The following is a 26,485-nucleotide window of genomic DNA, read 5'->3' on the forward strand; positions in this document are numbered from 1 at the left end:
AGTTAAAGAATGGGAGAGTTTACTATGAAATTCGCCAAAGTTATGCCAACAATTCTTGGAGGAGCTCTTTTGCTCGCTTCCGTATCCTCTGCTACTGCAGCTCCATTGTCTGATCAATCCATTCCACTTCAGGCCCCTTATGCCTCTGAGGAGGGTATTCCATTGAACAGTGGAACAGATGAAACCATCTTTAATTACCTTGAACAGCAGGAACAATTCCTGAATTCCGATGTGAAATCCCAGCTCAAAATTGTCAAAAGAAACACAGATACATCTGGCGTAAGACACTTCCGCCTGAAACAGTATATTAAAGGTATCCCGGTTTATGGCGCAGAACAGACGGTCCACCTGGACAAAACTGGTGCCGTGAGTTCCGCACTTGGCGATCTTCCACCGATTGAAGAGCAGGCCATTCCGAATGATGGTGTAGCCGAGATCAGCGGAGAAGACGCGATTCGCATTGCAACCGAAGAAGCAACCTCGCGGATTGGAGAGCTTGGTGCCGCAGAGATCACACCTCAAGCTGAATTGAACATCTATCATCATGAAGAAGATGGTCAGACGTATCTGGTTTACATTACGGAAGTAAACGTACTGGAACCCGCCCCTCTACGGACCAAATATTTCATCAATGCAGTGGATGGCAGTATCGTATCCCAGTTTGACCTCATTAATTTTGCCACTGGAACAGGCACAGGTGTACTCGGTGATACCAAAACCCTGACAACCACCCAATCCGGCAGCACCTTCCAATTGAAAGACACTACTCGCGGCAATGGCATCCAAACGTACACAGCGAACAATGGCTCCTCGCTGCCTGGTACCTTGCTCACGGATTCGGATAATGTATGGACCGATCGTGCAGGTGTAGATGCTCACGCCCATGCAGCTGCCACGTATGATTTCTACAAAAACAAATTCAATCGTAACGGGATTAATGGTAACGGATTGCTGATTAGATCCACCGTACACTACGGCTCCAACTACAATAATGCCTTCTGGAACGGAGCACAGATTGTCTTTGGTGACGGAGATGGAACGACGTTCCGATCCCTGTCTGGTGATCTGGATGTTGTCGGTCATGAATTGACGCATGGTGTCATTGAATATACAGCCAATCTGGAATATCGTAATGAACCAGGTGCACTCAACGAAGCCTTTGCCGATATTTTCGGTAATACGATTCAAAGCAAAAACTGGCTGCTCGGTGATGATATCTACACACCTAACATTCCAGGAGATGCACTGCGCTCCCTCTCCAATCCTACATTATATGGTCAACCTGACAAATACAGCGATCGCTACACAGGCACACAGGATAACGGCGGTGTCCATATCAACAGTGGTATTATCAACAAAGCCTATTACCTTGCAGCTCAAGGCGGAACACACAATGGTGTGACTGTTACCGGAATCGGCCGGGATAAAGCGATCCAGATTTTCTACAGCACACTGGTGAACTACCTGACACCAACGTCCAAATTTGCCGCTGCCAAAACAGCTACCATTCAAGCAGCCAAAGATCTGTACGGAGCAACTTCCGCTGAAGCTACTGCTATTACCAAAGCGTATCAAGCTGTAGGCCTGTAAAATCTTATTTTAATGTTGTTGAACTTATCATGTACTCATCCTAATGGTAACAAAACGTTCAGACACCCCTCACCGTCCGAACGGATTAAGCTTTATATCAACGAAAAGCGGTGTCCCGGACAACTCTGGACACCGCTTTTGTCATTCATTATTACGGATACAACAACCTGCACTATCCTTGTGAAGGTCCCGCAGCAATCCATGATAACAACCCGTACGTATGTTTGCAATCTGCCGTACGCGACACCTCAAGTACTGCTTCGTCCTCACTTTGCGAGAGCAGGGAGATCTGGAATCCCCGATCATTGCTCATGCCAACAATTACATAATGTTCTGAAGCAAATGACTCTTCAAAAACAACGGTTACCTCTGTGCTTACTTCACTCTCTGGCAGTACAAAAGCTTCCATTCCGAATTGTTGTACAACCGGTTGCTTGCTTACGCTGCGAACGGGTTGGAAGGCCAGATGTTTGGCCTGAACTGCACCCGATTGCAACTGGCTGCTGCCCACGGCATCATTACACAGATGCTCTTGTGTAATCGATTGTTCACTTAACATAAACTCCGTAGTTCCAGCAATCTCCTGTGACCGTTCAAGCTGTGGTTGCTGAACCTGATCTTTCTGATCTTTCTGATCTGCCTGTTCTGCCTGCTCTGTCGTGAACAAAACTGCCGATGGTTCGCCAAGCTGATCTGTTTGGGATATCAGCTCTTGCTGTTCCTCCAGACCAGCGCTCGGTAATGCCTCAACGATTGCCTGCTGTGGTTGCTGTACAACCTCATTTTCTGTTTGAAGCAATCCCTCTTGTCTTTTGATCGCTGCCAACTGCTCCAGCGTTTCTCCACTGAACTGACGAATCGCATTCCATATCTCTTCGCTCAAATGCGCTGGACCTACAATCCCCGCATTCAAGTGGTTAGAGGTAATACTCTGCTCACTCAGTTTGCTGCCGTTCACGCTGCCATCGGCCAATTTGGAACTTGTGACGGACCCATTTTGCAGATGAACACCGCTTACTGCTTCCTCTTCCAGATGGGTTGTGCGAATACTGCGTTCTTGAATATGATCAGCATGAATCGTTCCATCCTGAATATGCCGAGATTCCACACTTTTATCTGCAATGTGGATAGCCGATACCGCACCTTCAAGCAATTTATTACCGTTCACACTGCCATCCGCCATTTTGGCACTTGTTATGGAACCATTGTGCAGGTGAATCGCACTTACCGATTCCGCTTTGAGGTGAGAGATCCCAATGCTGCGCTCCTGAATATGGTCAGCCTGTATGGCTCTCTCCTGGATATGACGGGATTGCACACTTCCATTGGCAATATGGACATCCGACACCGCATCTTCAAGCAGTTTGCTGCTGCTCACACTGCCATCGGCCAGTTTTGCCCCCGTTACGGACCCATTTTGCAGATGAACAGCACTGACTGCTTCCTCTTCAAGATGGGTTGTGCCGATACTATGCTCCTGAATATGATCAGCAAGGATCGCGCCTGCCTGGATATGGCGAGTTTGCACACTTTCGGATGCGATATGGCTCCCCAGTACAGCATCTTCGAGCAATTTGCTGCCGGTTATGCTGCCGTCAGCCAATTTGGCACTTGTTACGGACCCGTTTTGCAGATGAACCGCACTTACTGCTTCCTCTTCCAGATGGGTTGTGCCGATGCTTCGCTCCTGAATATGATCAGCATGAATGGCTCCTGCCTGAATATGCACGGATTCCACGCTTTCCGATGCGATATGAATCCCCGATACCGTACCTTCAAGTAACTTGCTGCCCGTTATACTGCCGTCCGCCAGTTTGGCACTCGTTACAGATCCATTTTGCAAATGAATAGCACTTACCGCTTCCTCTTCCAAATGTGCTGTGCCAATACTCCGCTCTTGAATATGATCAGCATGAATGGCTCCTGCCTGAATCTGACGGGATTGCACACTATCGTCTGCCATGTGGATATCCGATACCGCTCCTTCAAGCAACTTGCTGCCCGTTACACTGCCGTCGGCCAACTTGGTACTTGTTACAGATCCATTTTGCAGATGAATGGCACTTACCGCTTCTTCTTCCAAGTGAAGCATGCCGATGCTGTGCTCCTGAATATGGTCAGCCAGGATCGCTCCTTCCTGGATATGGCGGGATTGCACACTTTCGGATGCGATATGGATTCCCGACACCGCATCTTCGAGCAACTTGCTGCCGGTTACACTGCTGTCGGCCAGTTTGGCACTGATGACGGACCCATTTTGCAGATGAATGGCACTTACTGCTTCCTCTTCCAGATGGGTTGTGCCGATGCTGCGCTCCTGAATATGGTCAGCATGAATGGCATCTGCTTGAATATGCGCGGATTCCACGCTTTCGGATGCAATATGAATCCCCGATACCGTACCTTCGAGTAACTTGCTGCCGTTTATACTGCCGTCCGCCAGTTTGGCACTCGTTACAGATCCATTTTGCAAATGAACCGTACTTACAGACTCCTCATCCAGATGAATTGAGCCAATACTGTACTCTTGAATATGATCAGCCAGGATCGCTCCTTCTTGGATATGACGGGTTTGCACACTTTCGTTGGCAATGTGAGTAGCCGATACTGCACCTGCGGCTAATTTGCTGCCATCAACACTAGCACTTGCTAGTTTGGATCGGGTTACAGATTCATCCTGCAAAATAATCGTACTTACCGCTTCTTCTTCCAGATGAGATGTTCCGATGCTGCGTTCATGGATATGATGAGGCAGAATTTCACCATCTTGAATATGACGGGAATGTACGGCTCCTTGCTGCAGGTGAACAGCACTTGTTGACTCTGCCTGAAGATGCAAACCACTGATCAAACCTGGCTGAAGATGCGCCGCTGTAATGGATAAAGGGGCCAGATGGTCTGTTTCCACAGATCCAGGTGCCAAGTGATGGGATGTGACCACCTGTTCAGCAATATGCTCCTCATGAATGATGTCTGCCTTCAGATGCTGGGAGCCTACAACTTGAGTTCCCAAATGGTCAGATTTCACGCTGCCTTCAGCCAGATGCACGGATTGTACAACGGATGGCTGCAAGTGCTCGCTACCTACAGCAGCCTGTTGCAGTTCTGTTCCGGATACCGAGTCTGCTGTCAAATGGTCCGCATTTATGGAGCCATGCCGAAGTTTGTTGCCCGTAATACTGCCATCAGCGAAAAGTTCCGGTGAGCGTATTTCTTCTGACAAATGTTCCAGGGAAACGGCATGCTGCTTCAGGTGATATCCGCGAATCGTTCCTGCTGGAATATGTTTGGCGTTAATACTTTCTGCCATAATTTTGGAAGAAGTCACACTCCCGTCTGCCAGTTTAGCCGACGTAACAGCAAAATCTGCCAGTTTATCTGTGGCAACACTCTCTGGCGAGAGCTTAGGGGAGGTAACTGCATGATCTGTTAGATGAGGCGGAAAAATGGACCCACCAGCCAGCTGGGCTGAAGTTATACTACCAGGAGCCAATTTGTCTGTTGTGACTGCCGCCCGTGCAATAGCATCCGTTTCAACACTGCCTGGTTGAAGATGAGGTGCCCCTACGGCATGTTCCGTCAGGTGATCTGATTTCACTGCATAAGGTCTCAGGGCCTCGGAACCCACACTCCCTGGAGCCAGATGTGTGCCTGTGACTCCACCACTTGCAAGATGTGAGGATATGACACTTCCCGGGGCAAGCGCCCTGCTATTAACCGATGCCGTTCCAAGCTTTTCTGTTGTCACACTTCCATCCGCGAGCTTAACGTCTGTAACCGCAGCATCCTGCAATTCATACGTACCTACGGCGGACTCTGCAAGATGCCGCTCACTCACCACGCCATCTGCAAGAGCATCTCCGGACACACTTCCGGTAGATAGATGAGTTGCCTCGATGCTTCCACTTGCAATGTGAATGGAGTGAATTGCGGAATTATCCACATGTACTGGCGTGATTCCCCGATTTGCAATGTGTTCCGCACGAATGGACCCTTTGGCAAGATGTTTACCCTGCACGGATTCATCCGCAATTTTGGAAGAAATGACACTTTGATCCGCGATCTTGGAGGCCGTAATGGACTGCTCCAGCAACTTTGCTGTTCCAACAGACTGGTCTGCCAGTTTGCTGCTCGTTACTGCACCTTCCGTCAAATGTTCACTGCCCACTTCTCCATTGCCAATCTGATCCTTGCCAACGGAATGAGCGCGAATCTGGCTTGAACCGATTGAACCATCCAGTAGATGTCTTCCACTTAGTGAACCCTCAGCTAGATGTCTTGTTTGTATGGACCCATCCTCTATCTGGTCACTTCCAATACTTCCATTTAATAGTTGTGAACGACCGACAGATCCTTCTGCCAGATGTGTCTGTTTAACAGCACCTGCTTGGATATGTTGAGACTCGATGGACAGTTCTTCGATTTTGCTGCCTGTGACAGCAGACTCACGAATTTTGGATGTAGTCACTGCATCGTCAGCCAGCTTGGAGGTATTCACAGCTCCTCCCGTGAGATGCCTTGTATCCACGCCGCTAATCGCGATTTTGTCTCCAGTCACGGCATGATTTTTGATTAATTCTTCCGTTACCAGCATGCGGCTGAGATGTCTTGTGCCGATGGAACCATCGGCAATTTTGGTCGAATCGATGACCTGGTTGCCAAGCTTCTGAGAAGTAATACTGCCATCTCTGATTTTCTCACCGGCAATAGAAGCATTTCGTATTTTTTGTCCAGACACAGAGCCGTCAATCAGGTGCTCCTCAGATACCGACGCTTCGGCAAGTTTCGCCGAAACAATGGCCCCGTCTGCAATGTGAATGCTGGTCACTGCATAATCCTGCAACGCTTCACTGCCGACCGCATCCGGTTTCAGCTTCGAGGCATCCACAGAGAAAGGAGCCAGTTTGCTCTCCGTAACAGCAAATTCACTCAAGTCATCCGTGTAGATGTAATGTCCAGTATGACCCGGCATTTGGTTCTGGTTCAGGATCTCAAGCCGATCCTTGCTTGTTATCTCCTGCTTGTTGATGTCCTGCTCTTCTACCAGAGCAGGTGGAGCCACGCTGCTAACTTGAATCTGCTTTTCCAAGCTATCTTGTGTCTCTACTTCCTTGCGATCAGACTCTACAGGTTCCGGCTTGATTTTGGATGTGATCTCCAGCTCTTCCAGCTCGTTCGTTGTAGCAGGTAGTTCCGTTGATTCGTATAGGAATTCTTCCGATTCCTGAACAGCCTTTGAATCCCTTTTATTCGTATTCAAGCGTTCTTCCCTATTCATAGTGAAACCTGAATTCATCTTGTCTGCCCGGCGATCAGTCAGTTCCAATTCCTTGTATTTCGGGCTCACATGCCGCAGTTTCGGCGTTGGAACCTTCTTTTTGCCATTTTTACTCATGCAGCTTGCTCCTTCCTCTAACGTTCGTCTCCGGCATCATATGCTTCCATATGGGCATCTGCCACTTCATTTCTGACTTTTGCGGAAGCCAAAGCAACAATGTATAGGCATCAAGACAGGAAGGTTTGATGATCTTCGTGGAAATAGGCGTGTCAGGATGGTAGAGGAAAGGCGGCTGTCCACGCCCCCGTCCCAGTCATGTCATAGAATATTATGTCTATGTCGTGTCTGAGAACTCGCTGAAGAAGTACATCTTTCACCGTCTTTTCACCCCCTGCTGCGTCACTTTCCCTTGATGTGCTCCGGCACGCCTGCGGAAAACTTCCTTGCTTGGAACGAAAATTCGGTAAAACCTGCTTCCTTCGGAGTTTTCAGACATGACCTGAGCTAACGCTCGTGCATAGCGATGCACTTACACACCGGTCTGGGTTATCGCGATGTCTGAGCCATGCGGTGACAGGCCGGCATTCCATGAATGGACGATCCATGGTCGCGATAACATCGAAGGAGGAACGGTCATGCTCCAAGAAACGATCGGCATTATGTTCGATTCACGCATGTACCGGGGGATACCGGCCGGAAGGACCGGTCAGGAATCACTCGCGAATTATGAACAGGCAGCAGCCAGTTATGGATTAACCCCCTGCTTTTTGCGGCTGGAAGATATTGATTCCGATCAAAAAACATGTCTTGCCTATGTAAAAAAAGAAGGCAGATATGTTCGCGAGCGCATGCTATTGCCCTCCGTCATTCATAACCGATCACTCCAGCTTCGCCGGACGGAACAGCATCAGATTACCAAGCTGATGTTGCAGGGTATCCAGGTATTCAACGTTCGCAACCGGTACCGTAAAGATCACATTCATGACATGCTTCATCAGGACCTCGCCTTGCGAGAACACCTGCCCCATGCAGTTAAAGCTACGCCAGAATCTCTGGCCTATATGATGGAACATTATGATGACCTGGTCATCAAACCGTGCAGCGGCAGCATCGGTCATGGGATTATGCGAGTCTTTGAGCGAGATGGACAGTGGAAACTAACCTGTGAGACGAAGGCTGCACGCAAAGGATGGGCAACCTTCCGACTGAGCAAAGGACAGCTTCCTTCCTCCACCCTAAGGCGGATCTTTCGTTATGCCTACCTCATTGAAGAGCGTATCCCACTGGTTCGTTATGAGGGCAGACCGGTCGATCTGCGGGTATCCGTACAGCGTGGCAGCGATGGTTTGTGGGGAATTACGGGCATGTTTGCCAAAGCGGCTCCTGCTCATACGTTTGTCACCAATATCGCCCAGGGTGGTAAAGTCATGAAGCTCGAGGAGGCCCTTGGATTAGAATCCAGCTTCGACCTGGCTCGACTGGAATACAGAATCGGATTCGTAGCACTCCGAATTGCCCAGGTATTAGCGGCCAGTCTTCCACATCTGGCTGATCTGGGCCTTGATCTCGGGATAACGCGCAGCGGTCAGATCTATTTTATTGAATGCAATGGACGTGATCAGCGTTACGGATTTCGCAAGGCGGGAATGTCGGAACACTGGAAGACAACGTACAGCAAACCCATGGCTTATGGGCGTCTGCTGCTGGAACAGAATTCGAGAATTCCGAGACAACCGCAGACATACGATAGGAGATCATATTGATTTCGTGTGCATTCTGTGTCAATATTATGCAGAACGGCCGGTCTTGCCGGCCTTGAAGTTCGCATTAACCCTAAGGGGGATATTCATGGCAAAAACGCTGTTGCGATTAATGACCGAGCTTTCTTCGCGCAAATGGATCTCCCGGACTGTGGGAGCCTTCTCCAAAAGCCGGGGAAGTAAGGCATTTATCCCTTATTTTGTCCGGACCTACGACATCCCTGTTCAGGAGGCCGAGAAAGATTGGAAGGAATACCGTTCACTGAACGATTTCTTTACCCGCAAGTTAAAGCCGGGCATGCGCCCGTTGGAACTTTCAGAGCATGCACTGATCAGCCCGGTAGATGCCAAGATTACGGCAGCCGGTCCAATATCTGCAGGGACACTCCTGAATGTTAAGGGACAAAATTATACACTTGCTGAATTATTAAACCATTCTCCCCATTTGGAGAAGTACAAGCACGGGTACGGATTCGTTCTCTATCTCAGCCCTCGCGACTATCACCGCATTCATGCACCTGTCAGCGGCCGCAAAATAGAGAGCGAACACATCAAGGGCAAAGTTTATCCCGTGAATGACTTTGGGCTGACCCATATGAAATCCGTGCTTAGTCGAAACGAACGGCTCATTACGTATATCGCACACGATTACGGTGAAGTGGCGGTTGTCAAAGTAGGTGCGATGAACGTGAGTAGCATACAATATGCGGACACGGACACAAGTACCTGGGCACAAGGCGATGATCTGGCCTATTTTGAATTCGGTTCCACCGTTGTTCTGCTGACGCAGAGTGGCACATTCGAACCAAACCCCGGCTTACAGCCAGGCGATTCGGTCAAAATGGGAGCATTGCTTGGTCGCTTAAAACCAAAGAACTAATGAGTCCATACGCAAATAAAGAGGATGGCGCAGCACCTGTAACCAGGTATTGCGACATCCTCTTTATGTCTTCATATTGATCCATGTATACATGCAATACGAAGCTTCGCTCCGTCGTTATTGGTCTACTGAGTTCTCCTCAAAACCACACATCTTGCAAGTCCTCTGCCGGTTTGAAGCGACGCAGACGGTTCCGGAAAATATTGCATCCCTTCGTAGAGCATCCCCGGTTGCGGACCCGACGTTTTCCGTTCATCACAAGTTCCCCCTTTTTGGTCATCTGGAATGCTAGATAATTACCCTTGCGTTCCAGACTTGAAACGTTGTCATGTTCTTCCCATCCGAATTTTAACGAATTTCGGACGGGCTTTTGCCTGTATACTGCTTGAACTGACGACTGAAGAAGAAAATATCCCGGTATCCCAGAGCATCAGCCACTTCGGTCACATTCATGCCGGTATGCACCAGCAGATGTTCCGCCCGTTCAATACGCATGCGGATAATATAAGATTGCACCGATGATCCGACCAATTCCTTGAACTTGATCGAGAAGTATCGGGGCGATAAGCCAGCCCGGGCAGCCAGATCTTCCACCCGATGTGTAATCCCTGGATGCTGACGCACATAATTGGCAACCTCCTGGATGACATCGGACAACTGGTTGCTTACCTTTTTCTCCACAGGTTCTTCTGTATCGGCGCGCAGCAAATGAATCATCAATTGCTTCAGAATCAATCGACTCTCTTCATCACGTCCGTACACATCCGATAAGAACAGTCTTACATAACGTGCCAGCAAGTGCTCAAATTCCACCGTTTCCTGTACCTCCCGATAGGACTGAGGCACATCAGTCACAGGTCCGTCCACATCAAAGTGAATATACGTGAGTACCAACGGTTTTTGTTTATTATGTGTTGCAGTAGGATGATCTCCTGGCCTGAACAAAAAACAACTACCCTTGCCAACTTCATACGACTGGTCATTCAGTACAAGCGTTCCTTCACCACTCCATACATAAAATAAATCATAGTTTTGCATCGGTTTTTCCCGCTTCTGCCACTTCCAGCCCGGTTCACAGACAATTTTGGCGACAGCGGGCAAAATAACAAATGATGACGGCGATGCCTGCAGCATGTCGCCACTCCCCCTTGATAGTTAATCTCTCTGCATATGGCATCATTCTGATCTGAATCTCACTTCTTCAATCAAGGCCATATGTATTTCAGCATCTTGCATCATGCAATACAACTTGCTCATATATAATCTCTGCTCTTACAGGAGCGAAATGTCTTCTCCCATTATACAGCGGAATTCACCGAAACGAAAATGTGCACTTCTCCCAGGCCAGCCGCATTCGCCGGATTCCCTCTGTCATCTCTTCTTTCTCCAGATGTGCAAAAGCAAAGCAGGCCGCCGGATGACCTGAAGTCAGCCGATATCGCTCTGCATCACGAAACAGTATGCCATCCTCCTGAGTGAGCTTTTTAAACCGCTGATAACTGTCTGCATCCCCATTCCAGGTAGCGTAGATATGCAGTCCTGCATCACCAAGCTGCATCTTGAATGCTTCCGGCAACTGTAACTCCATCTCTCGGACAAAAAAATCATGCCGTTCCCCGTATAAACGGGTTAACCGCCGTAAGTGCCTCAGGTAACCTCCTCTGGTCATAAATTTGGCCAGTGCGCGCTGCTCTAACAGCGCAGGAGGTACCGGCTCATACAGCGCCTTGGCGGCGAGGAGAGGTTCTACCAGGCCAGGTGGCAGTACGGCATAGCCAAGTCGGAACGAAGCAACCATCGTTTGTGAGAATGAACCGACATAGATGACCCGCTGTTCACGATCAAGCACTTTGAGGGGTTCAATTGGTCTTCCACCCCATCGGAATTCACTGTCATAATCATCTTCAATAATGACCGCATTCCGCTTCGAGGCCCACGCAAGCAGGGCACGTCTTCTGTCCAACCCCAGCACGGCACCTGTTGGAAACTGCCGGGTAGGGGTGACAAATAACGTCTGTGCCTCCCAAGGCTGCGGAATAATGCCTGCGGCATCCACATCTGCCGCGATGATGTACCCACCACAGGACTTGACGGCATGGGCAATACCCGGATAACCCGGATTCTCCAATACAACTGCTGCATTCTCCGTAATCAGCAGTTGAGACAGTAGGGTGATGCCTTGCATTGACCCACTGAACAATACAATCTGAGATGCTTCTGCCTGGATACCACGTGTCCATCTGAGATGGGAAGCGATGGCCTCACGCAGTTCCGGATCACCGGCTGCACCGCTAGATTCTCGCCAACCACTGCGATGAACAGCAGCGAGTGCACTCTTCCACTCCCCTAGCGGGAAATGTTCGGCAGGCATGCGCTGCATTTGAAAATCAATGACGGACGGCTTCGGTGAAGACATCGGAGTCCGCAGGACTTCATGTTGCGTATTCAACCTCTGTACCCGCTCGCCCCAGGGAGACAGACTGAGAACGGCTTCCTGTTTCTCATTTTCCTGGGCGGATAATGTTTCGGTTACAAAGGTACCTCTTCCCCGATGTGCATGGACATAACCATCCGCAAGCAGCATGTCGTATACCTGAGCTACCGAACCACGTGACATCTCATATTGCCTTGCCAACTCACGGGTGGAAGGAAGTCTCGTACCTCCCACCAATGTGCCTGCATGAATGGCATCACGTAACGCATGGTACAATGCCTCATACTTGTATCGATGCTGAAGTTCATAAGTATCCATCGGTAGCCACAATTCCATCATGCACCTCTCTTCATTCGTCTTCATTATGTGATCCTGACAAATTGGCCTACTAAAGTGAATGTAAATTGGATCTATTTCATTGTCAATGTATGAACTATTGTTATGCATAAGATATGGCGTTCTATTATACATTCAATGATGGGGGAATACACATGAGACGGAAAGAATTCACAGTAGATGAAGAACAAGAGATTACGGCATTTCTGGATCAGTGCTCCTTCGGGTTTCTGGGAACGGTCAGTCCGGATGGACAACCACGGGTTACACCGCTGAATTTCGTTTATATGGACGGTTGCTTTTATTTCCACGGCAGTCTGGCTGGCGAGAAGATGAAACAGATCAAACAGGATTCCTCAGTCAGTTTCACGGTGGCTGAAGAATTCTCCCTGATTCCATCCTATTTCAGTGATCCTGAGCTTGCTTGTCCGGCAACTTCATTCTTCAAAAGTGTCATGGCCTTCGGTCAGGCAGAACCGGTTAAGGATCTGGACATTAAGGGTAAAGTGCTGCAACGATTCATGGAGAAACTTCAACCGCAAGGCGGATATGTACCGATTGACGCTACTGACTCGCGTTACACAGGCAACCTCAAAGCTGTAGCCGTTGTAAGAATAACCCCGGAACGAGTCACTGCCAAGTTTAAATTTGGACAAAACCTCTCCAGTGAACGATTCGATCATATCAGTGGTCAGTTGGAACAGCGCAATGAAGGAAGAGATACCGAAACTGCTGAAATGATGCGGAAATATTGTCCATTTCATCAGCAATAAGTTTCATTTTATAAGTATTCCTCCAAGGTTGAATTCAACGATAACTCACGCCAAAACCCTCTGCAACAACGCGGTAAAGCGATATAACTGTCATATTGCGTAATTTCCGTGACGGGGGCATGTCAAGGTGATATAATGTTAGGCAGTTGAATCACAAAGACTTGGAAGGATGAAAAGAATGAATCCACTGGCTGAACAGTTGAACGAAAGTATTCAGACAGGCAGCAGTCACGTCTACTCCATGCTGTCACAGCTTGGCAAAGAAATTTATTTTCCTAAAGAGGGGATTTTGAGTCAATCTGCTGAAGCAGCAAGTTTGGCCAAGACCCATAATGCCACGATTGGTATTGCCCTGGAGGGTGGTGTGCCGATGCATCTTCAGGTTATTCAGGAGAAGTTGTCTGCATTCCAGCCAAAGGATCTGTATCCTTACGCTCCACCTGCAGGCAAACCTGAATTGCGGACCGTCTGGAGAGACAAGATGCTGAAGGAAACGCCTTCTCTGGAAGGCAAAACGTTCGGCAATCCGATTGTAACCAATGCATTAACCCATGGACTAAGTATCGTAGCCGACCTGTTCGCCGATGAAGGGGACGCTGTCATATATCCGGATAAAAACTGGGAAAATTACGAGCTGACCTTCGGAATTCGTCGTCATGGCCAGTTGGTTCATTATCCCCTGTTCGATGATCAGTTGAACTTCAACAGTGACGGTCTGCTTCAGGCGTTGCTTGATCAAAAGGACAAAGGTAAAGCCATCGTGCTGCTCAACTTCCCGAATAACCCTACAGGTTATACGCCTGGAGCCGAAGAAGCAGATGCCATTGTAAACACGATTCGTCAGGCAGCTGAAGCCGGCGTTAACGTGGTTGCTGTAACAGATGATGCGTACTTCGGGCTGTTCTTCGAAGATTCCATTCATGAATCCCTGTTTGGCAAACTTGCCAACATTCATCCACGTGTGTTGACCGTAAAAGTGGATGGTGCAACCAAGGAAGAGTTCGTATGGGGCTTCCGCGTTGGATTCATTACGTATGCCCATGAGGATGCAGCTGTTCTGCATGCATTGGAACAAAAAACACTCGGTATTATCCGGGCAACGATCTCCAGTGGCCCGCATCCTTCCCAGACTTTTGTACTGGATGCGCTCAAAGCACCGGAGTTTGAAGCACAGAAACAGGAGAAGTTCGAGATTATGAAAGGCCGCGCCAATAAAGTGAAGGCCATTCTCGATAGCGGCAAGTATGAAGATGCATGGGATTATTATCCCTTCAACTCCGGTTACTTCATGTGCCTGAAGCTGAAAGAAGTTGGCGCTGAAGAACTTCGAAGCCATTTGTTGCACAAATATGGTGTGGGTACAATTGCGCTGGGTGAATCAGATCTGCGAATCGCCTTCTCCTGTATTGAAGAATCCGGATTGGAAGATCTGTATGAAACCATCTATCGTGGAGTTCAGGATTTGCGGACGACTTAGTTAAAACAGACCTGAACCCTGAATGATATAAGAACCCTCTGTATGCCGGGACGACGTTACATGTCTCCGAATATACAGAGGGTTCTTTTGGTCCTTTTTGTGTTTTACAACTCGCCAGATATCACTCGCCACACCCGGACAGCTGCCCAAAAGCTCGAATTTCTGGCTTTACCGGGCATCGGCCCAATCAGCCTAACCCCAAGGCACATAATATACGATGTACGCAAGGGCGTGCCAAACAACCACTTGAAAGGGGAATGACCATGTCTGGAGTTGAAGATACAAGAGGCGGTTATGGATGCGGCGGTTACGGAGGATTTACGAACACAGGTGCCATTCTCGTTCTGTTCATCTTGCTCGTTATTATCACGAAATCGTTCCTCTGTTAGTACCAATACACACTTGCGCGAGAACCAAGTGATCTGATTGCAGCAGTAAGAAGGGTATTCCGGGACACAGCCCGGAATACCCTTCTCTGTGTTGGTTAAATAATAAGCACCGTCCAACTCGAACCACCATCTGGGCTGGCGAGAGGTGGAAAGGTACGCTCAATTGTTTACTCGTCCTCTTCTTCCTTCAACCACTTGTTACCTTGCGAACGCCGCATGATCACAATCACCAGTATCCCCAAAATAAGTGCTACTCCGGTGACAGTCAGTCCGCTTGCTCCGGCAGCCAGCATAGGCAGCCACATGAGCAACGCAGCCAGCGCATGTAGATAGAATATGAATCCCAACACCTGAGAACGACGACTCTCTCCCGAGATCGGATAGATCATGATCCAGAACGATTCACTATGACTGCGGCGCAGCGCACCAAGCTGTACACCTGCAAGCAACAGGAAGAACAGATACACGCCTACACCAAAGTAGCTGCCTGCTGTCCACCAGGATAGTAACATGCCCAGTACAACTAGGCGCAACACGATTGAGAACACTTCGGTTCGAATAAACGTTTTGGTTATTAAGTAACGGTAAGCTTTCCCCGCGTTCCATGGAAGACCGCTCCCCCATTTGCTGAGCCAACGACGCGAACTTACTTTCTGTCCGGATGAAGGTACATCCACGAACCAGCCGAGCGTCCGCATAACCCTGCCAGCCTGACCCTGCTCCACCTGAATCAGTCGTTCCCACGCTACCCGATGTTTCACCGGTATACGCAAGGCGACGATATAGACGACAGCCAGTAACAGAAGGAACCATACGCTGCGCTGAGGTGGTTGCCACAGCCATGCGCCAACCGCCAGCACTGCCAGAGCCCAACGCAAGAGACGATATCCTCTTGATGCTCCGACCTGAACCATTCTTAGCTCTTGCCATGCTCCATAACTGGACAGCCCTTTCCACAGCAGCAGGAATACGATGAACCAGCCAAATGGCCGTGCATCCAGATCTGCTCTAACATAGAGAGGCCACAGTGTAACAAACACAAGCAGCAGGCCCAGACTTTTATAGATGATGCCCCGGGCAAAGCTGTTCTTCAAATATTCCTGCATCCGGTATTCCTGTGGTCGCAGGAACACAATATCTGCCGGAAGCAGATATGTACGATAACTGCTAAACAGCACCAGTGGCGCCAGCAGCAACAATGCAATCCAGCGAATCGGGAATTCTGCGGGAATGTTCTGAACAAATGATGTATACCAGGCGGAGAACGCAATGACGAGAAATAAAAAGACCATAGCTACACCGCTCTGGATGACATATCCCAGATAAGGAAGAATTCCGTTCCAGAATCCTGTGCGTCTTTGCTTCCATAGCAGCTTGAGATCCATGCTCAATCCCTGCCTTGTACGAGGGAATAGAACATGTGCTCCAGCGTGGCATCCGATTCCCCGAATTGAAGGCGCAATTCATTCAATGTCCCTTGAGCAATAACCTGTCCACGATGCAGAACGATAAAACGGTCACAGTAATTTTCAATCGTGGACAGAATGTGTGAACTCAGCAGGATGGATGATCCCGAAGCTTTCATCTCCAGCATAAAATCAAGCAAGGAGCGAATACCCAGCGGGTCAAGCCCCAGGAAAGGCTCATCAATAATGTACAGTGGCGGTCCTGCCACAAAAGCACACATAATCATGACCTTTTGCCGCATGCCCTTGGACAGGTGAGTCGACAGACTTGTACTTTTTTCATTCATACGGAATAATTGTAATAATTTCTCCGTACGTTGCTTGAAGTCAGCCTCCGACACATTGTACGCTCTTGCCGTAAACTCCAGGTGCTCCATTACCGTCATCTCATCATACAGTTCGGGTGATTCCGGTACGAATGCCATGGCTGATTGGTAGATCTGCGCATCCTCATCCCGTTTCTTGCCCATCACTCGTACTTCGCCTTGTTGAGGTGTCATCAAGCCGAGGATATGTTTCATGGTTGTACTTTTGCCAGCACCGTTTAAGCCGATTAGTCCGACCATCTCTCCACGTCCGACTTCCAGATCGATGCCGTGAAGGACCGGCCGTTTGGCACTATAACCTCCGCTTAACCCGCTGATTTGCAGAACAGGCGATTGAACGTTTTCCATCTATCCCTGCACCCCTTTCGTCAGATTCTATTCTTCGGAGCGTGGCGTTTTGTCTTTACTCCACTTGGGTGCTCCCTTGTTTTTACGATCCTGATCTCGCTCCGTGCGTCCTGCATTGCCAGTAGGTTTGCTACCCGATGGACGCGAATTGGAGATAGTAGCTCGGGGACCGCCATTGCGGCTGCCCTGACCTGGTTTGCGATCTCTGGATTGTCCTGGTTTTCTGGAGAACGAATGTCCCTCAGGACGCGTATCCGGACGCGGATCAGCCTCCAATACTTTACCGCCGAAGAGTACACGTTCTGACAGTTCGATTCCGAGCTCCCGAGCGAATTTGCGCATAATGAAAATCTGAGTTTCATCCACAATGGATAGCACAATACCCGAACGTCCCATTCGGCCTGTACGACCTGCACGGTGAACATAATGTTCCGAGTCAAAGGCAGGGTCATAGTTAATGACCATTGGCAATCCTTCGATATCCAGTCCTCTGGCAGCAACTTCGCTGGCGATCAGCAATTGGAGTTTGCCATTACGGAAGGCAGACAATACGTTACTTCGGGTCACTTTGTCAGCATCCCCATACAGCGCAGCAGCAGACAAGCCCAGATGATTCATTTTTGCTTCCACTTCACCAATATCTTCGGTTGCATTCACAAATACGATTGCGCGATCCGGATTGTACTGTCTCACCAGACGACGCAGCATGTCAATTTTGTTACGGTTTTCTTCTACAAAATAATAATGCTCAAGGCCCGCAGCCGTAGCGCGATCCGGTTCAATTCCGATCTGAACAGGCTCTTTCATCTCACGCTTCGCGAGTCCAGCCGTATGCTCATCAATCGTTGCGGACAGGAAGATCAGCTGACGGTCCCGCAATGCGCTCTTGAGTACAAAGTTCACGTCACTTACACCGCCAAGTTGGAACACTTGGTCCGCTTCATCGATAACAATCGTAGAGACGTTGTGCATTTTAAGTTTTTTGAGTGTAATTAATTCCTTCAGTCGTCCCGGTGTGCCCACAACCAATTGTGGATGCTCACGCAGCTTCTCGATCTGACGTTTTGCCGCTGCGCCACCAATCAGACCCAATACGCCGATCTTGCGTTCTTCCCCGTAGCGCTGAGCCTCACGTACAATCTGCATCGCCAGCTCTTGTGTAGGTGCAATAACGAGTTTCTGCGTACCTTTGATATCCATTTTGATGGATTGTAACATTGGCAGCAGATATGCCAGCGTTTTCCCTGTTCCCGTCTGGGATTTGGATACGACATCTCGGCCTTCCAAAATAACCGGTATGGTCTGAGCCTGTACAGGTGAAGGTTCGTTAATGCCATGTTTCGCCAAAACGGCCTCCAGATCCTGTTCCACGCCAATTGAAGCAAATGTTTGATTCGTCATGTATGTCCATCCTTTTAAATTATTCATTTTGATGTTATATAAGTTCAACTAATCATTATTTACACTGACACTTCGAGGACAGAACAACCTTCCGATCACTGTTATCCCCAGATTTTTTTGATTCCTTTTTTCCAAAAGGAAAAATCCGGGGATAAAGGTGCACGCTTTGCTTCTTCAGGTTATTTCAGTCCTCTCCGTTATTGTGTAAAAGTTTAGTTGAACATATAAGTTGCTTGTATAAAACCGAAGCCTGTCATCACATTACCTTTCATTATATGCGAAAAAAGCCCGTGTACCAAATCTTATTCCAGAATTGTATGTATACACGCCAAAAAAAAGAAAAGCCCCTCGGCGGAGCCTTTCTTTCATTCCGTATATGATGCCTCGTATCACATTTACTTCTGATTCATTACACCGTGCGACAATCGATCTGCAAGACGAGGAAATAGCTGGTACAACCATATGCCAGCAGAAGCAAGTCTTGGCAGATTCACTTCTTCCTTGCGCTTTTTCATTGCCCGAATCATATGACCCGCAACATCTTCCGGTTTCAACATCATCCAACGTACATTATTCACATAATTGCCAGATGGGTCAGCCCGATGGAAAAATGGTGTATCAATCGGACCCGGATTAATCGTTGTCACCATGACGCCAGTCTTGCGAAGCTCTTGACGCAGCGCATTACTAAATCCGAGTACAGCATGTTTCGTAGCTGTATAGGAAGCGGATTTGGCTGTACCGATTTTGCCAGCCATCGAGGCCACGTTCACAATCTGACCTTTGCCCCGTTCCAGCATTTGTGGAAGCACTGCTTTGGTGCAGCGGACAATGCCCATGTAATTAACGTCCATCATCTCATCGAATTCCTGTACAGACATCTCTGTCATCGCTGCGAATTTCCCGTAACCTGCGTTGTTCAACAAAATGTCGATTCGTCCGTATTTATGCAATACCGCCTCCACAGCTGCCTGAACCTGCTCACTATCCGTAACATCGAGCGTGAGTAATTCATGCGGCCCTTTCAGCGAGGCACCAATCTCTTCCAACTTGTCCCGCGAACGGGCAGCCAGAATCGGGATGGCTCCTTCTTCTATCAGCATCTGCGCACACAGCGCACCGATACCACTCGATGCACCTGTAATAAACACTACCTGATCTTTCAGCATACCCGATGTCCTCCCGTATTGAACACATATTGCCTCTTGAGGCATATGGCTCTATTCTACGAGATCATGACCTGAATATCCATCTCACCAATGCCATCCATCAGCAAAGGAATGCTCAGTGCTTTCGTTGCACTAAATGTAGTCAGATGTTCGGATTTCATCACTTGTGGAGGTGTAATATCGACCACAACACCCTGGTTCGACAGGATGGTGCTGGCATTACCACTGATCATATTACCCAGTTCCGAAATAGCACTTTTGCTCATTTCATCCATTTCTGTAATGACAAAACCGCCCATCATCGCAGATACAATTTTCAATGCAACTTGTTCATTGATTCCAAATACAATGTTTCCGCTAAGTTGCCCGGTCATTCCGATCACGATCCAGACATGGTCTGCAATGTACTCTACATTTTTCACGCCAAGACTCCCGGTGGAAGGCGAAACCTGGATGAGCTGTTCGAATACGTTCCGTGCCGATTCCAGGAAAGGATTAATCACTTCCGCTTTCACTGTCTATGTCCCCCTCACACTGGGTTATTGGTCACACACCAAAAGTCCCATATTCATTAAATTTATTATACTTTATCACGTACAAGAATTCATTAAGAATTCGTTAAATCATGTGTACTATAATTTATCGTCATCCGTGGGGCAAATGTTTATAGCTGATTCTAGCGAATAAACGGAGCTTTTCACTTCTTTTGAAGAAAGCATTTCGATCATCGTGCGTGGCAAAAGGCATTTAGGACTTTATTACTGCTTTCATCCAACTGTTAAAAAAATCAAATTCTTGTATTCGCGTTTTTTTCACAGTCTCTTGAACTACTTTTTCTCCTGACGATTACCTTCATTGCTCTGCTGTCCTGAATCACCTATAATTTATGATAACGGAACAATAACCAGTTACGGGATTTCATCGCACCACATCTACATATCGAAGATACTTTTCCTGCAAGGAGGTCACCTATGAACATAAGCCAACTGGAGACACTAATTACCATTTCCAAAACGATGAGCTTCCGCAAAGCGGGTGAACTTCTAAACTTGACTCAGCCTGCCGTCTCGGCCCAGATCAAAAGTCTGGAGGACGAATTCAGCACCGTTCTTGTGGATCGTAACCAACCCGTTACCCTTACAGACCGTGGCCAGGTATTTCTGGAGCACGCTGAACGGATGCTCGACATCGTTGATGAGTTGAAACAAAAATTGTCTGATCTCGATGAAACGCCTCAGGGACGTATCGTGTTAGGCACAACGACTTCCATTGCTATTCAGATCTTGCCAAGGGTGTTATCCTATTTCCAAGATCAATTCCCGCTGATCAAAACCAGTATTCAATCCCTTCCTTCATCACAGATCTATACCCAGGTTGAAAATGGTCTGGTTGATATTGGGATCGGTTATCTCACCGAGCGTAATCCCAACCTGAATACATCTGTGCTGTACTATGACACATTTGAACTCGTGGTATCTCCTTCCCACCCACTGGCGAAGAAAAAACATGCTGCAGTGGATGTGCTCCGGAGCACACCCTTGATTCTGTTGTCCCCTGATACCGTAGGGAGACGATTTACAGAAACCATCTTCAAGAAACATAATATTGAACCTAATATTGTAATGGAGTTATCCAGCAGCGAAGAAGTGAAACGGATGGTCGAGATTGATCTCGGGGCAGCTGTCATCTCCAAACAATCTGTTGCGCATGAGTTGCGTCAAGGTACATTGCGTATGATACCCTTAAGTGAGCTGGAGGTCAGTCATCCTGTTGGTGTGATCTATAAGTCCAGCCGATACCTCAACTCAGCGATGCAGCAATTCATTAGTGATCTCAAAGGCATGCCGGAAACCCAATTCATCAGTTCAGAATGACAATGAGCCATGAGAAAGGAAGGATTCCATATGAAATTTGATCTTCATACACATCATTTTCGTTGTGGTCACGCAGACGGCAACATCCGCGATTATATAGAGGCAGGTATTAAGGCAGGGCTCCAGGCCATCGGTATCTCGGATCATACGCCATACTTTGGCAGTGAGCTTGAGCAGGCATTTCCACGGATCGCAATGGGCAAGTCTGAATTGCAGCATTATGTGAAAGAAGTTCTTGCTCTGAAAGAAGAGTACGCTGGTAAAATTGATGTGTTACTCGGCATTGAATCGGATTATTTCCCTGTTCATGCAGAATTGTACCGTACTACACTAGGACAGTATCCTTTTGACTATATTATTGGTTCAGTTCATCATACCGAGGATGTAAGCATCTTCAACAAAACGCGGTGGAACGGACTGAGCGATGCTCGCAAAGTTGAAGTGAAAGAAAGCTATTATTCATTAATTCGGCAATCGGCTCGCAGCGGCATGTTCCAGATTCTTGGACACATTGATGCGATGAAGGGTAATTATCCACCATTCTCCGAAATTATCGCTGATCAGGCCATTGATGAAACATTACAGGTCATTGCAGAATCCAATGTAGCGATCGAAATTAACACATCTGGCAAAACCAAACTTAGCGGTGGTTGGTATCCCTCGGATGCCATTCTGGAACGCGCCCATCATTATGGGGTGAAGGTGACATTTGGATCGGACGCTCATAAACCGCAGCGGGTAGCAGATGAGCTGGATGACGTTCGTACACGTCTGCTGGAGATCGGATTCACGGACTGGGTATACTTCAAGCAGAAACAGATGCAGGTTGTGCCACTGTAAAAAATATAGAACCACAGATAAACCCCCACAGCGCGCTTGTTTACGCTGTGGGGGTTTTGGGTTTAATTCTAAATCAAAAATATTATATAAGTTCAACTGAACATTTACATGATAACGGAGAGGACAGAAATAACCAGAAGAAACAAAGTGTTCGCGTTTATCAACGGATTTTCCCTTTTCAAAAGGGAGTCAAAAAATCTGGGGATAACAGCAATCGGAAGGTTATTCTGTCATCGGAGTGGCCAGTGTAAATACTCCACAGTTAACTTATATGGACAAAAAAAATGAACCCGCTCGCGCGGGTCCCAACAGCATTATCTATTATCAAAAAGGGGGTCATGAGATAAGTTTACCCCCTGTCTGTTAGAGTTCAATTGCAGCTATATTTCATTTGTGTAACAAATGATTGAAGTTCGATTCATTCATGTTTTACTACTCTTACTCTATGTTATTGCGGCTTGTCAGATACCAGTGTGTGCAAGTCTTTCTCCTGAAGCGGGCGTACGTATTGTTCCCGATACATGCTATACACTTTGACATCCATCAGGGATTCTGATCCTTCGTCATCCTCATCATGCAGTCCGAACGAGGGGAGACTCCGCTCGTAAGTCATCCCTATTTTGCTTAGCACCCGTTGTGACGGAACATTGGCCTCATAACAACGTGCCTCCACCCTCCACAGATGCAGATCATCAAATCCAAACTGCAGCAGCCGCTGTACCGCTTCGGTAGCCACACCTGTGCCCCAACAGGACCTGTTCAGGATGTAACCAATCTGTGCGGTACCATTCTGATCATTCCAGTGCTGGAATGAGGTAATCCCAATGACCTGTTCCTTGCCTCTCCAGCAGATCCCATAATGTAACGAATCCAGCTTGGCACTGCTGCTCCGTATCTGGTTCAATAACCGTCTCGCCCTGATCGGCGTGGGCTGGCTTCCCCTATTCACATATCGTATGACTTGAGGATCGGAAAAGAGTTCCGATAATGTGCTGTAATCACTTTGACGTAATGATCGCAGGACAAGACGCTCTGTCCACAAAGCCGGCAGACCTTGAACCAGCATTTTTCGGGTAAGCATGACTATCGCTCCTTTTGCCTAACGGGCTTGAGTCCGGTAAGACAAGCATGCTCTGAAGGTGATCCGGCGTAATATCATATAAACTGATCCACGAACTTTAGTATTCGCATTGTAGTATTAACATCATGCATCATTCAATTCCTAACGCTAAAGAGCCCAAATGCTGACTACTCCTGCAACCCGCGGTAGATGCCCGTACGAATCTCACGGATATAGAAATCCAATGCAGGAACATTCGCGGACTGCGCAATCTGTACTTCTCGCTCAATATCATAAGGTACCCGCACAAATTGAACATTGAACGGGGTATTGATATCGTTCCTATCTTCACCCTCCAGAATACAGTAGGAAGCCTGGGGAAGATCGAGCGGATTGCCGACACTACCTGCATTAAACAGTAATTTTCCATTCATATACTGCAAATATGCGTTATGCACATCCCCGTAACCTACAACATCTGCAACACCTTGCTCAGGCTCATCAGTCGGAGAATCAAACATTGCCAACCTCTTTTCCATCGCGTCCCACGGCTGCACACGATGGTACACACTTTGAGGTGAAGCATGGACCAGACGGATGGTGCGACCGCTCAGTTGAAACTGATAACTGAAGGGTAGGCTCGCCAAATACGCCAATCGTTCCTCACCCAACCGTTCTGCTTGCCACGTAAAGTTCTCGTTGTCCTGGTTAACCGCAACCAGTTCATCCCAGTTACCGCGGATGACAAGTTCGCACGTCGCTCTCACCTGATCCACAACCTGTACTGGTTCTGGTCCCTTGCCCACGAGGTCACCAAGACAAAAGATTCGCTCTACGCCGCGACTTCTGATATCTTCCAGCACCGCTTCCCAGGCAGTCATGTTGCCATGAATGTCGGATACAATCGCAATTCGTTCCATCTGGATAACCTCCATTCATGTTAAATCCTTTATGTTTTACGTTCATCTTATATTCTTTTATGTGGTTGATCCTTTGAGCTCAAAAACTGTTAATTCGGGTCTGCACAGAAAACGAATGGGCAGTTGAGTCATGCCAAAACCACGATTCACATACACGGGCATCTGTGTCTGGGTGGTGTAATATACCCCCTGGACATTCGTGTAATACAACCCTTGAACATACTTGTGTGAACCTCGCGGAGTTGTCAGTGCCCCGATCCAGGGAAAACGTACCTGCCCACCATGGCTATGACCGGAAAGCTGCAATCCGAAACCATAGGGTGTGGCAATATCGGCATAATCCGGTTCATGCATAAGCAGCAATTTCCATACATCTTGATCTAATCCCTTGATGGCTTGGGCAGGATCAGGCCTGCCTGTAAGTGCGTCATCCAAACCAGCGATGGCCAGACGTTCGCCCCCTTGTTCAATCACTACATGTTCGTTCTGTAACAAAGTGAATCCAGCTTCACGGAACATGGTTGCCACTTCATTCTGCTGTCCGCCCCGATAATCATGATTCCCCAAAACCGCAAATTTGCCATACTTCGCTTGCATGGAGGCGAGTACCGGAATACATTCACGCATCGGCTCTGCTTCCCTCTCGACGATGTCTCCGGTAAAACAAATCAAGTCCGGTTGCTGCTCCTCAATCGTTGCTGACAACTTCTTCAGTTCCTTCACCCCGGTATGAAAACCAAGATGGGCATCGCTGAACTGAACTACACGTAATCCGTCAAACGCCTTTGGGAACTTCGGAAGTTCCAGCTCCACTTGCTTGATTTCCAGACGACGCGGCTCCCAAAGCCAGGCATAACCTCCGGTGAGCAAGCTCGCACCCGCCGTCATCAAAATCATGCGCAATAAGAAACTTCGGCGAGAGGGATCATGGTCCTTTTCCTCTCCAGGAAACACAGACTCTTCTGAACCTGTTACCTTGTACGAGCGCTGGGACGGCGAGTTTTTGCTACCCTGACGCGGTGTCTCTGCCATATCTCCCCCTCCTTCTACGCTCCATATCCATCCCCTTAGTATATCATATTCTGCATGGGTAGCCCGGTTCCTCTGCTTCATCACAAAAAGAAGCCGGGATCTCCGGCATGTTGCTGCACGGAATCACGACTTCTACTATGTTGCAGATTACACTTCTGCACATGTTATGACGAGATTATACACCCAACCAGCGTTTGAACATATGCTTGGTTGTTTGTTTGTTCATTTCGGCAATGGAGGTTGTCAATGGAATGCCTTTCGGACAGGATTGCACGCAGTTCTGTGAGTTACCACAGCCCTCAATGCCTCCGTCTTCCATCAACGCTTCCAGACGTTCGTCGGCGTTCATCTCCCCTGTTGGGTGAGCATTGAACAGGCGCACTTGGGACAGTGCTGCTGGACCGATAAAGTCTGTTTTCTCATTGACGTTCGGGCATGCCTCAAGGCATACACCACATGTCATGCATTTGGACAGCTCGTATGCCCACTGACGCTTCTTCTCAGGCATCCGTGGACCTGGACCGAGGTCATAGGTACCATCGATTGGAATCCATGCTTTTACGCGTTTCAGAGCGCTAAACATCCGGCTACGGTCGATGACCAGGTCACGAACCACCGGGAAGGTCTTCATCGGTTCAATACGAACGGGCTGTTCGAGCTTGTCGATCAAGGCTGCACATGCTTGACGTGGCTTGCCGTTGATAACCATGGAGCAGGCACCACAGACTTCTTCGAGACAGTTGGAATCCCAGCATACAGGAGCAATGGATTTGCCATCTGTATTGACCGGGTTCCGCTGAATCTCCATCAGGGCGCTGATCACATTCATGTTGGGACGGTACGGAAGCTCAAATTCTTCGTTGTACGAAGATGACTCCGGGCTGTCCTGACGGGTGATGATAAACTTGACGGTTTTGTTGGCTGTAGCTTGTTCCGCCATATCGTAGTCCCCTCCTCTGGTGACGATGATTGGTGTTGCTGATGCGCAAAGTTACTCTTTTGGTGCACGGGTGGCGCTCCGTCAGCGGAATGCCCCTCTGATCGCTGTTATCCCCGGATTTTTTTGATCAACCCTTTCTAGGGTTAAAATCCGGTGATAAAGGCGAGCGCTTCGCTTCTTCTGGGCATTTCC

At 48.2% G+C, this 26,485-nt stretch carries 20 protein-coding genes; 8 read left to right on the forward strand and 12 right to left on the reverse strand.

The window, feature by feature from the left end:
* Positions 1-24: 24 nt before the first annotated feature.
* A complete protein-coding gene (locus NKT06_RS25405) occupies positions 25-1,590 on the forward strand; it encodes a M4 family metallopeptidase (protein ID WP_253440570.1) in 1,566 nt (521 codons plus the stop codon).
* A gap of 172 nt (positions 1,591-1,762) precedes the next feature.
* On the opposite strand, the gene NKT06_RS25410 is transcribed toward NKT06_RS25405, so the two are convergent.
* Positions 1,763-6,985 (reverse strand): WIAG-tail domain, encoded by a 5,223-nt coding sequence (locus tag NKT06_RS25410; protein WP_253440572.1) that lies wholly within the window; start codon positions 6,983-6,985, stop codon positions 1,763-1,765.
* Positions 6,986-7,503: 518 nt separating this feature from the next.
* On the opposite strand from NKT06_RS25410, the gene NKT06_RS25415 reads away from it, so the two are divergent.
* Together NKT06_RS25415 and asd are read left to right on the forward strand one after the other, a co-directional pair.
* Positions 7,504-8,631 carry a YheC/YheD family endospore coat-associated protein gene (locus tag NKT06_RS25415; RefSeq protein WP_253440574.1) on the forward strand — a complete coding sequence of 376 codons (1,128 nt, stop codon included), beginning with the start codon at positions 7,504-7,506 and terminating at the stop codon, positions 8,629-8,631.
* Between the two features lie 85 nt (positions 8,632-8,716).
* Positions 8,717-9,508 (forward strand): archaetidylserine decarboxylase, encoded by a 792-nt coding sequence (gene asd / locus NKT06_RS25420; protein ID WP_253440576.1) that lies wholly within the window; start codon positions 8,717-8,719, stop codon positions 9,506-9,508.
* 348 nt (positions 9,509-9,856) lie between these two features.
* Here the strand turns inward: asd and NKT06_RS25425 are convergent, their stop codons facing one another.
* Positions 9,857-10,642: an AraC family transcriptional regulator gene (locus NKT06_RS25425; RefSeq protein ID WP_105601246.1), complete on the reverse strand. Its 786-nt coding sequence runs from the start codon at positions 10,640-10,642 to the stop codon at positions 9,857-9,859.
* Between the two features lie 178 nt (positions 10,643-10,820).
* Positions 10,821-12,305: a MocR-like pyridoxine biosynthesis transcription factor PdxR gene (gene pdxR, locus NKT06_RS25430; protein ID WP_367399875.1), complete on the reverse strand. Its 1,485-nt coding sequence runs from the start codon at positions 12,303-12,305 to the stop codon at positions 10,821-10,823.
* A 128-nt stretch (positions 12,306-12,433) separates the two neighbouring features.
* Here pdxR and NKT06_RS25435 point away from each other — a divergent pair, with 128 nt between their 5' ends.
* The 3 genes from NKT06_RS25435 (at position 12,434) to NKT06_RS25445 (ending at position 14,917) form a co-directional block, all read left to right on the forward strand.
* Positions 12,434-13,051 carry a pyridoxamine 5'-phosphate oxidase family protein gene (locus NKT06_RS25435; protein WP_253440578.1) on the forward strand — a complete coding sequence of 206 codons (618 nt, stop codon included), beginning with the start codon at positions 12,434-12,436 and terminating at the stop codon, positions 13,049-13,051.
* Between the two features lie 178 nt (positions 13,052-13,229).
* Entirely contained in the window at positions 13,230-14,528 is a 1,299-nt protein-coding gene (locus NKT06_RS25440) for an aminotransferase class I/II-fold pyridoxal phosphate-dependent enzyme (protein WP_215075721.1), read from the forward strand.
* Positions 14,529-14,791: 263 nt separating this feature from the next.
* A complete protein-coding gene (locus tag NKT06_RS25445) occupies positions 14,792-14,917 on the forward strand; it encodes a YjcZ family sporulation protein (RefSeq protein ID WP_206759599.1) in 126 nt (41 codons plus the stop codon).
* Between the two features lie 167 nt (positions 14,918-15,084).
* Here the strand turns inward: NKT06_RS25445 and NKT06_RS25450 are convergent, their stop codons facing one another.
* From NKT06_RS25450 to NKT06_RS25470, 5 genes are all read right to left on the reverse strand, one after another.
* The gene (locus NKT06_RS25450) at positions 15,085-16,302 is read right to left on the reverse strand and encodes an ABC transporter permease (RefSeq protein WP_253440580.1); all 1,218 of its coding nucleotides are present in this window, start codon (positions 16,300-16,302) and stop codon (positions 15,085-15,087) included.
* 2 nt (positions 16,303-16,304) lie between these two features.
* Positions 16,305-17,057 (reverse strand): ABC transporter ATP-binding protein, encoded by a 753-nt coding sequence (locus NKT06_RS25455; protein WP_253440582.1) that lies wholly within the window; start codon positions 17,055-17,057, stop codon positions 16,305-16,307.
* A 27-nt stretch (positions 17,058-17,084) separates the two neighbouring features.
* Positions 17,085-18,458 carry a DEAD/DEAH box helicase gene (locus NKT06_RS25460; RefSeq protein ID WP_253440584.1) on the reverse strand — a complete coding sequence of 458 codons (1,374 nt, stop codon included), beginning with the start codon at positions 18,456-18,458 and terminating at the stop codon, positions 17,085-17,087.
* A 395-nt stretch (positions 18,459-18,853) separates the two neighbouring features.
* Positions 18,854-19,627 carry an SDR family NAD(P)-dependent oxidoreductase gene (locus NKT06_RS25465; protein WP_253440586.1) on the reverse strand — a complete coding sequence of 258 codons (774 nt, stop codon included), beginning with the start codon at positions 19,625-19,627 and terminating at the stop codon, positions 18,854-18,856.
* A 56-nt stretch (positions 19,628-19,683) separates the two neighbouring features.
* Positions 19,684-20,142 carry a chemotaxis protein CheX gene (locus NKT06_RS25470; protein ID WP_036605799.1) on the reverse strand — a complete coding sequence of 153 codons (459 nt, stop codon included), beginning with the start codon at positions 20,140-20,142 and terminating at the stop codon, positions 19,684-19,686.
* 456 nt (positions 20,143-20,598) lie between these two features.
* On the opposite strand from NKT06_RS25470, the gene NKT06_RS25475 reads away from it, so the two are divergent.
* Together NKT06_RS25475 and NKT06_RS25480 are read left to right on the forward strand one after the other, a co-directional pair.
* A complete protein-coding gene (locus NKT06_RS25475; protein ID WP_036605798.1) occupies positions 20,599-21,501 on the forward strand; it encodes a LysR family transcriptional regulator in 903 nt (300 codons plus the stop codon).
* 30 nt (positions 21,502-21,531) lie between these two features.
* Entirely contained in the window at positions 21,532-22,341 is an 810-nt protein-coding gene (locus tag NKT06_RS25480; RefSeq protein WP_253440588.1) for a histidinol-phosphatase, read from the forward strand.
* A 448-nt stretch (positions 22,342-22,789) separates the two neighbouring features.
* Here the strand turns inward: NKT06_RS25480 and NKT06_RS25485 are convergent, their stop codons facing one another.
* From NKT06_RS25485 to sdhB, 4 genes are all read right to left on the reverse strand, one after another.
* A complete protein-coding gene (locus NKT06_RS25485; RefSeq protein WP_253440590.1) occupies positions 22,790-23,422 on the reverse strand; it encodes a GNAT family N-acetyltransferase in 633 nt (210 codons plus the stop codon).
* A gap of 167 nt (positions 23,423-23,589) precedes the next feature.
* Entirely contained in the window at positions 23,590-24,321 is a 732-nt protein-coding gene (locus NKT06_RS25490) for a metallophosphoesterase family protein (protein ID WP_253440592.1), read from the reverse strand.
* A gap of 57 nt (positions 24,322-24,378) precedes the next feature.
* On the reverse strand, positions 24,379-25,353 hold the full coding sequence (locus NKT06_RS25495; RefSeq protein WP_253440594.1) for a metallophosphoesterase: 975 nt from the start codon (positions 25,351-25,353) through the stop codon (positions 24,379-24,381).
* Between the two features lie 175 nt (positions 25,354-25,528).
* Positions 25,529-26,293, reverse strand: coding sequence for a succinate dehydrogenase iron-sulfur subunit (gene sdhB, locus NKT06_RS25500; protein ID WP_253440596.1), 765 nt, complete (start codon positions 26,291-26,293; stop codon positions 25,529-25,531).
* Positions 26,294-26,485: the final 192 nt, after the last annotated feature.

Origin of the sequence: Paenibacillus sp. 1781tsa1 (assembly GCF_024159265.1) — a bacterium.
In the GTDB taxonomy this organism is placed as follows: domain Bacteria; phylum Bacillota; class Bacilli; order Paenibacillales; family Paenibacillaceae; genus Paenibacillus.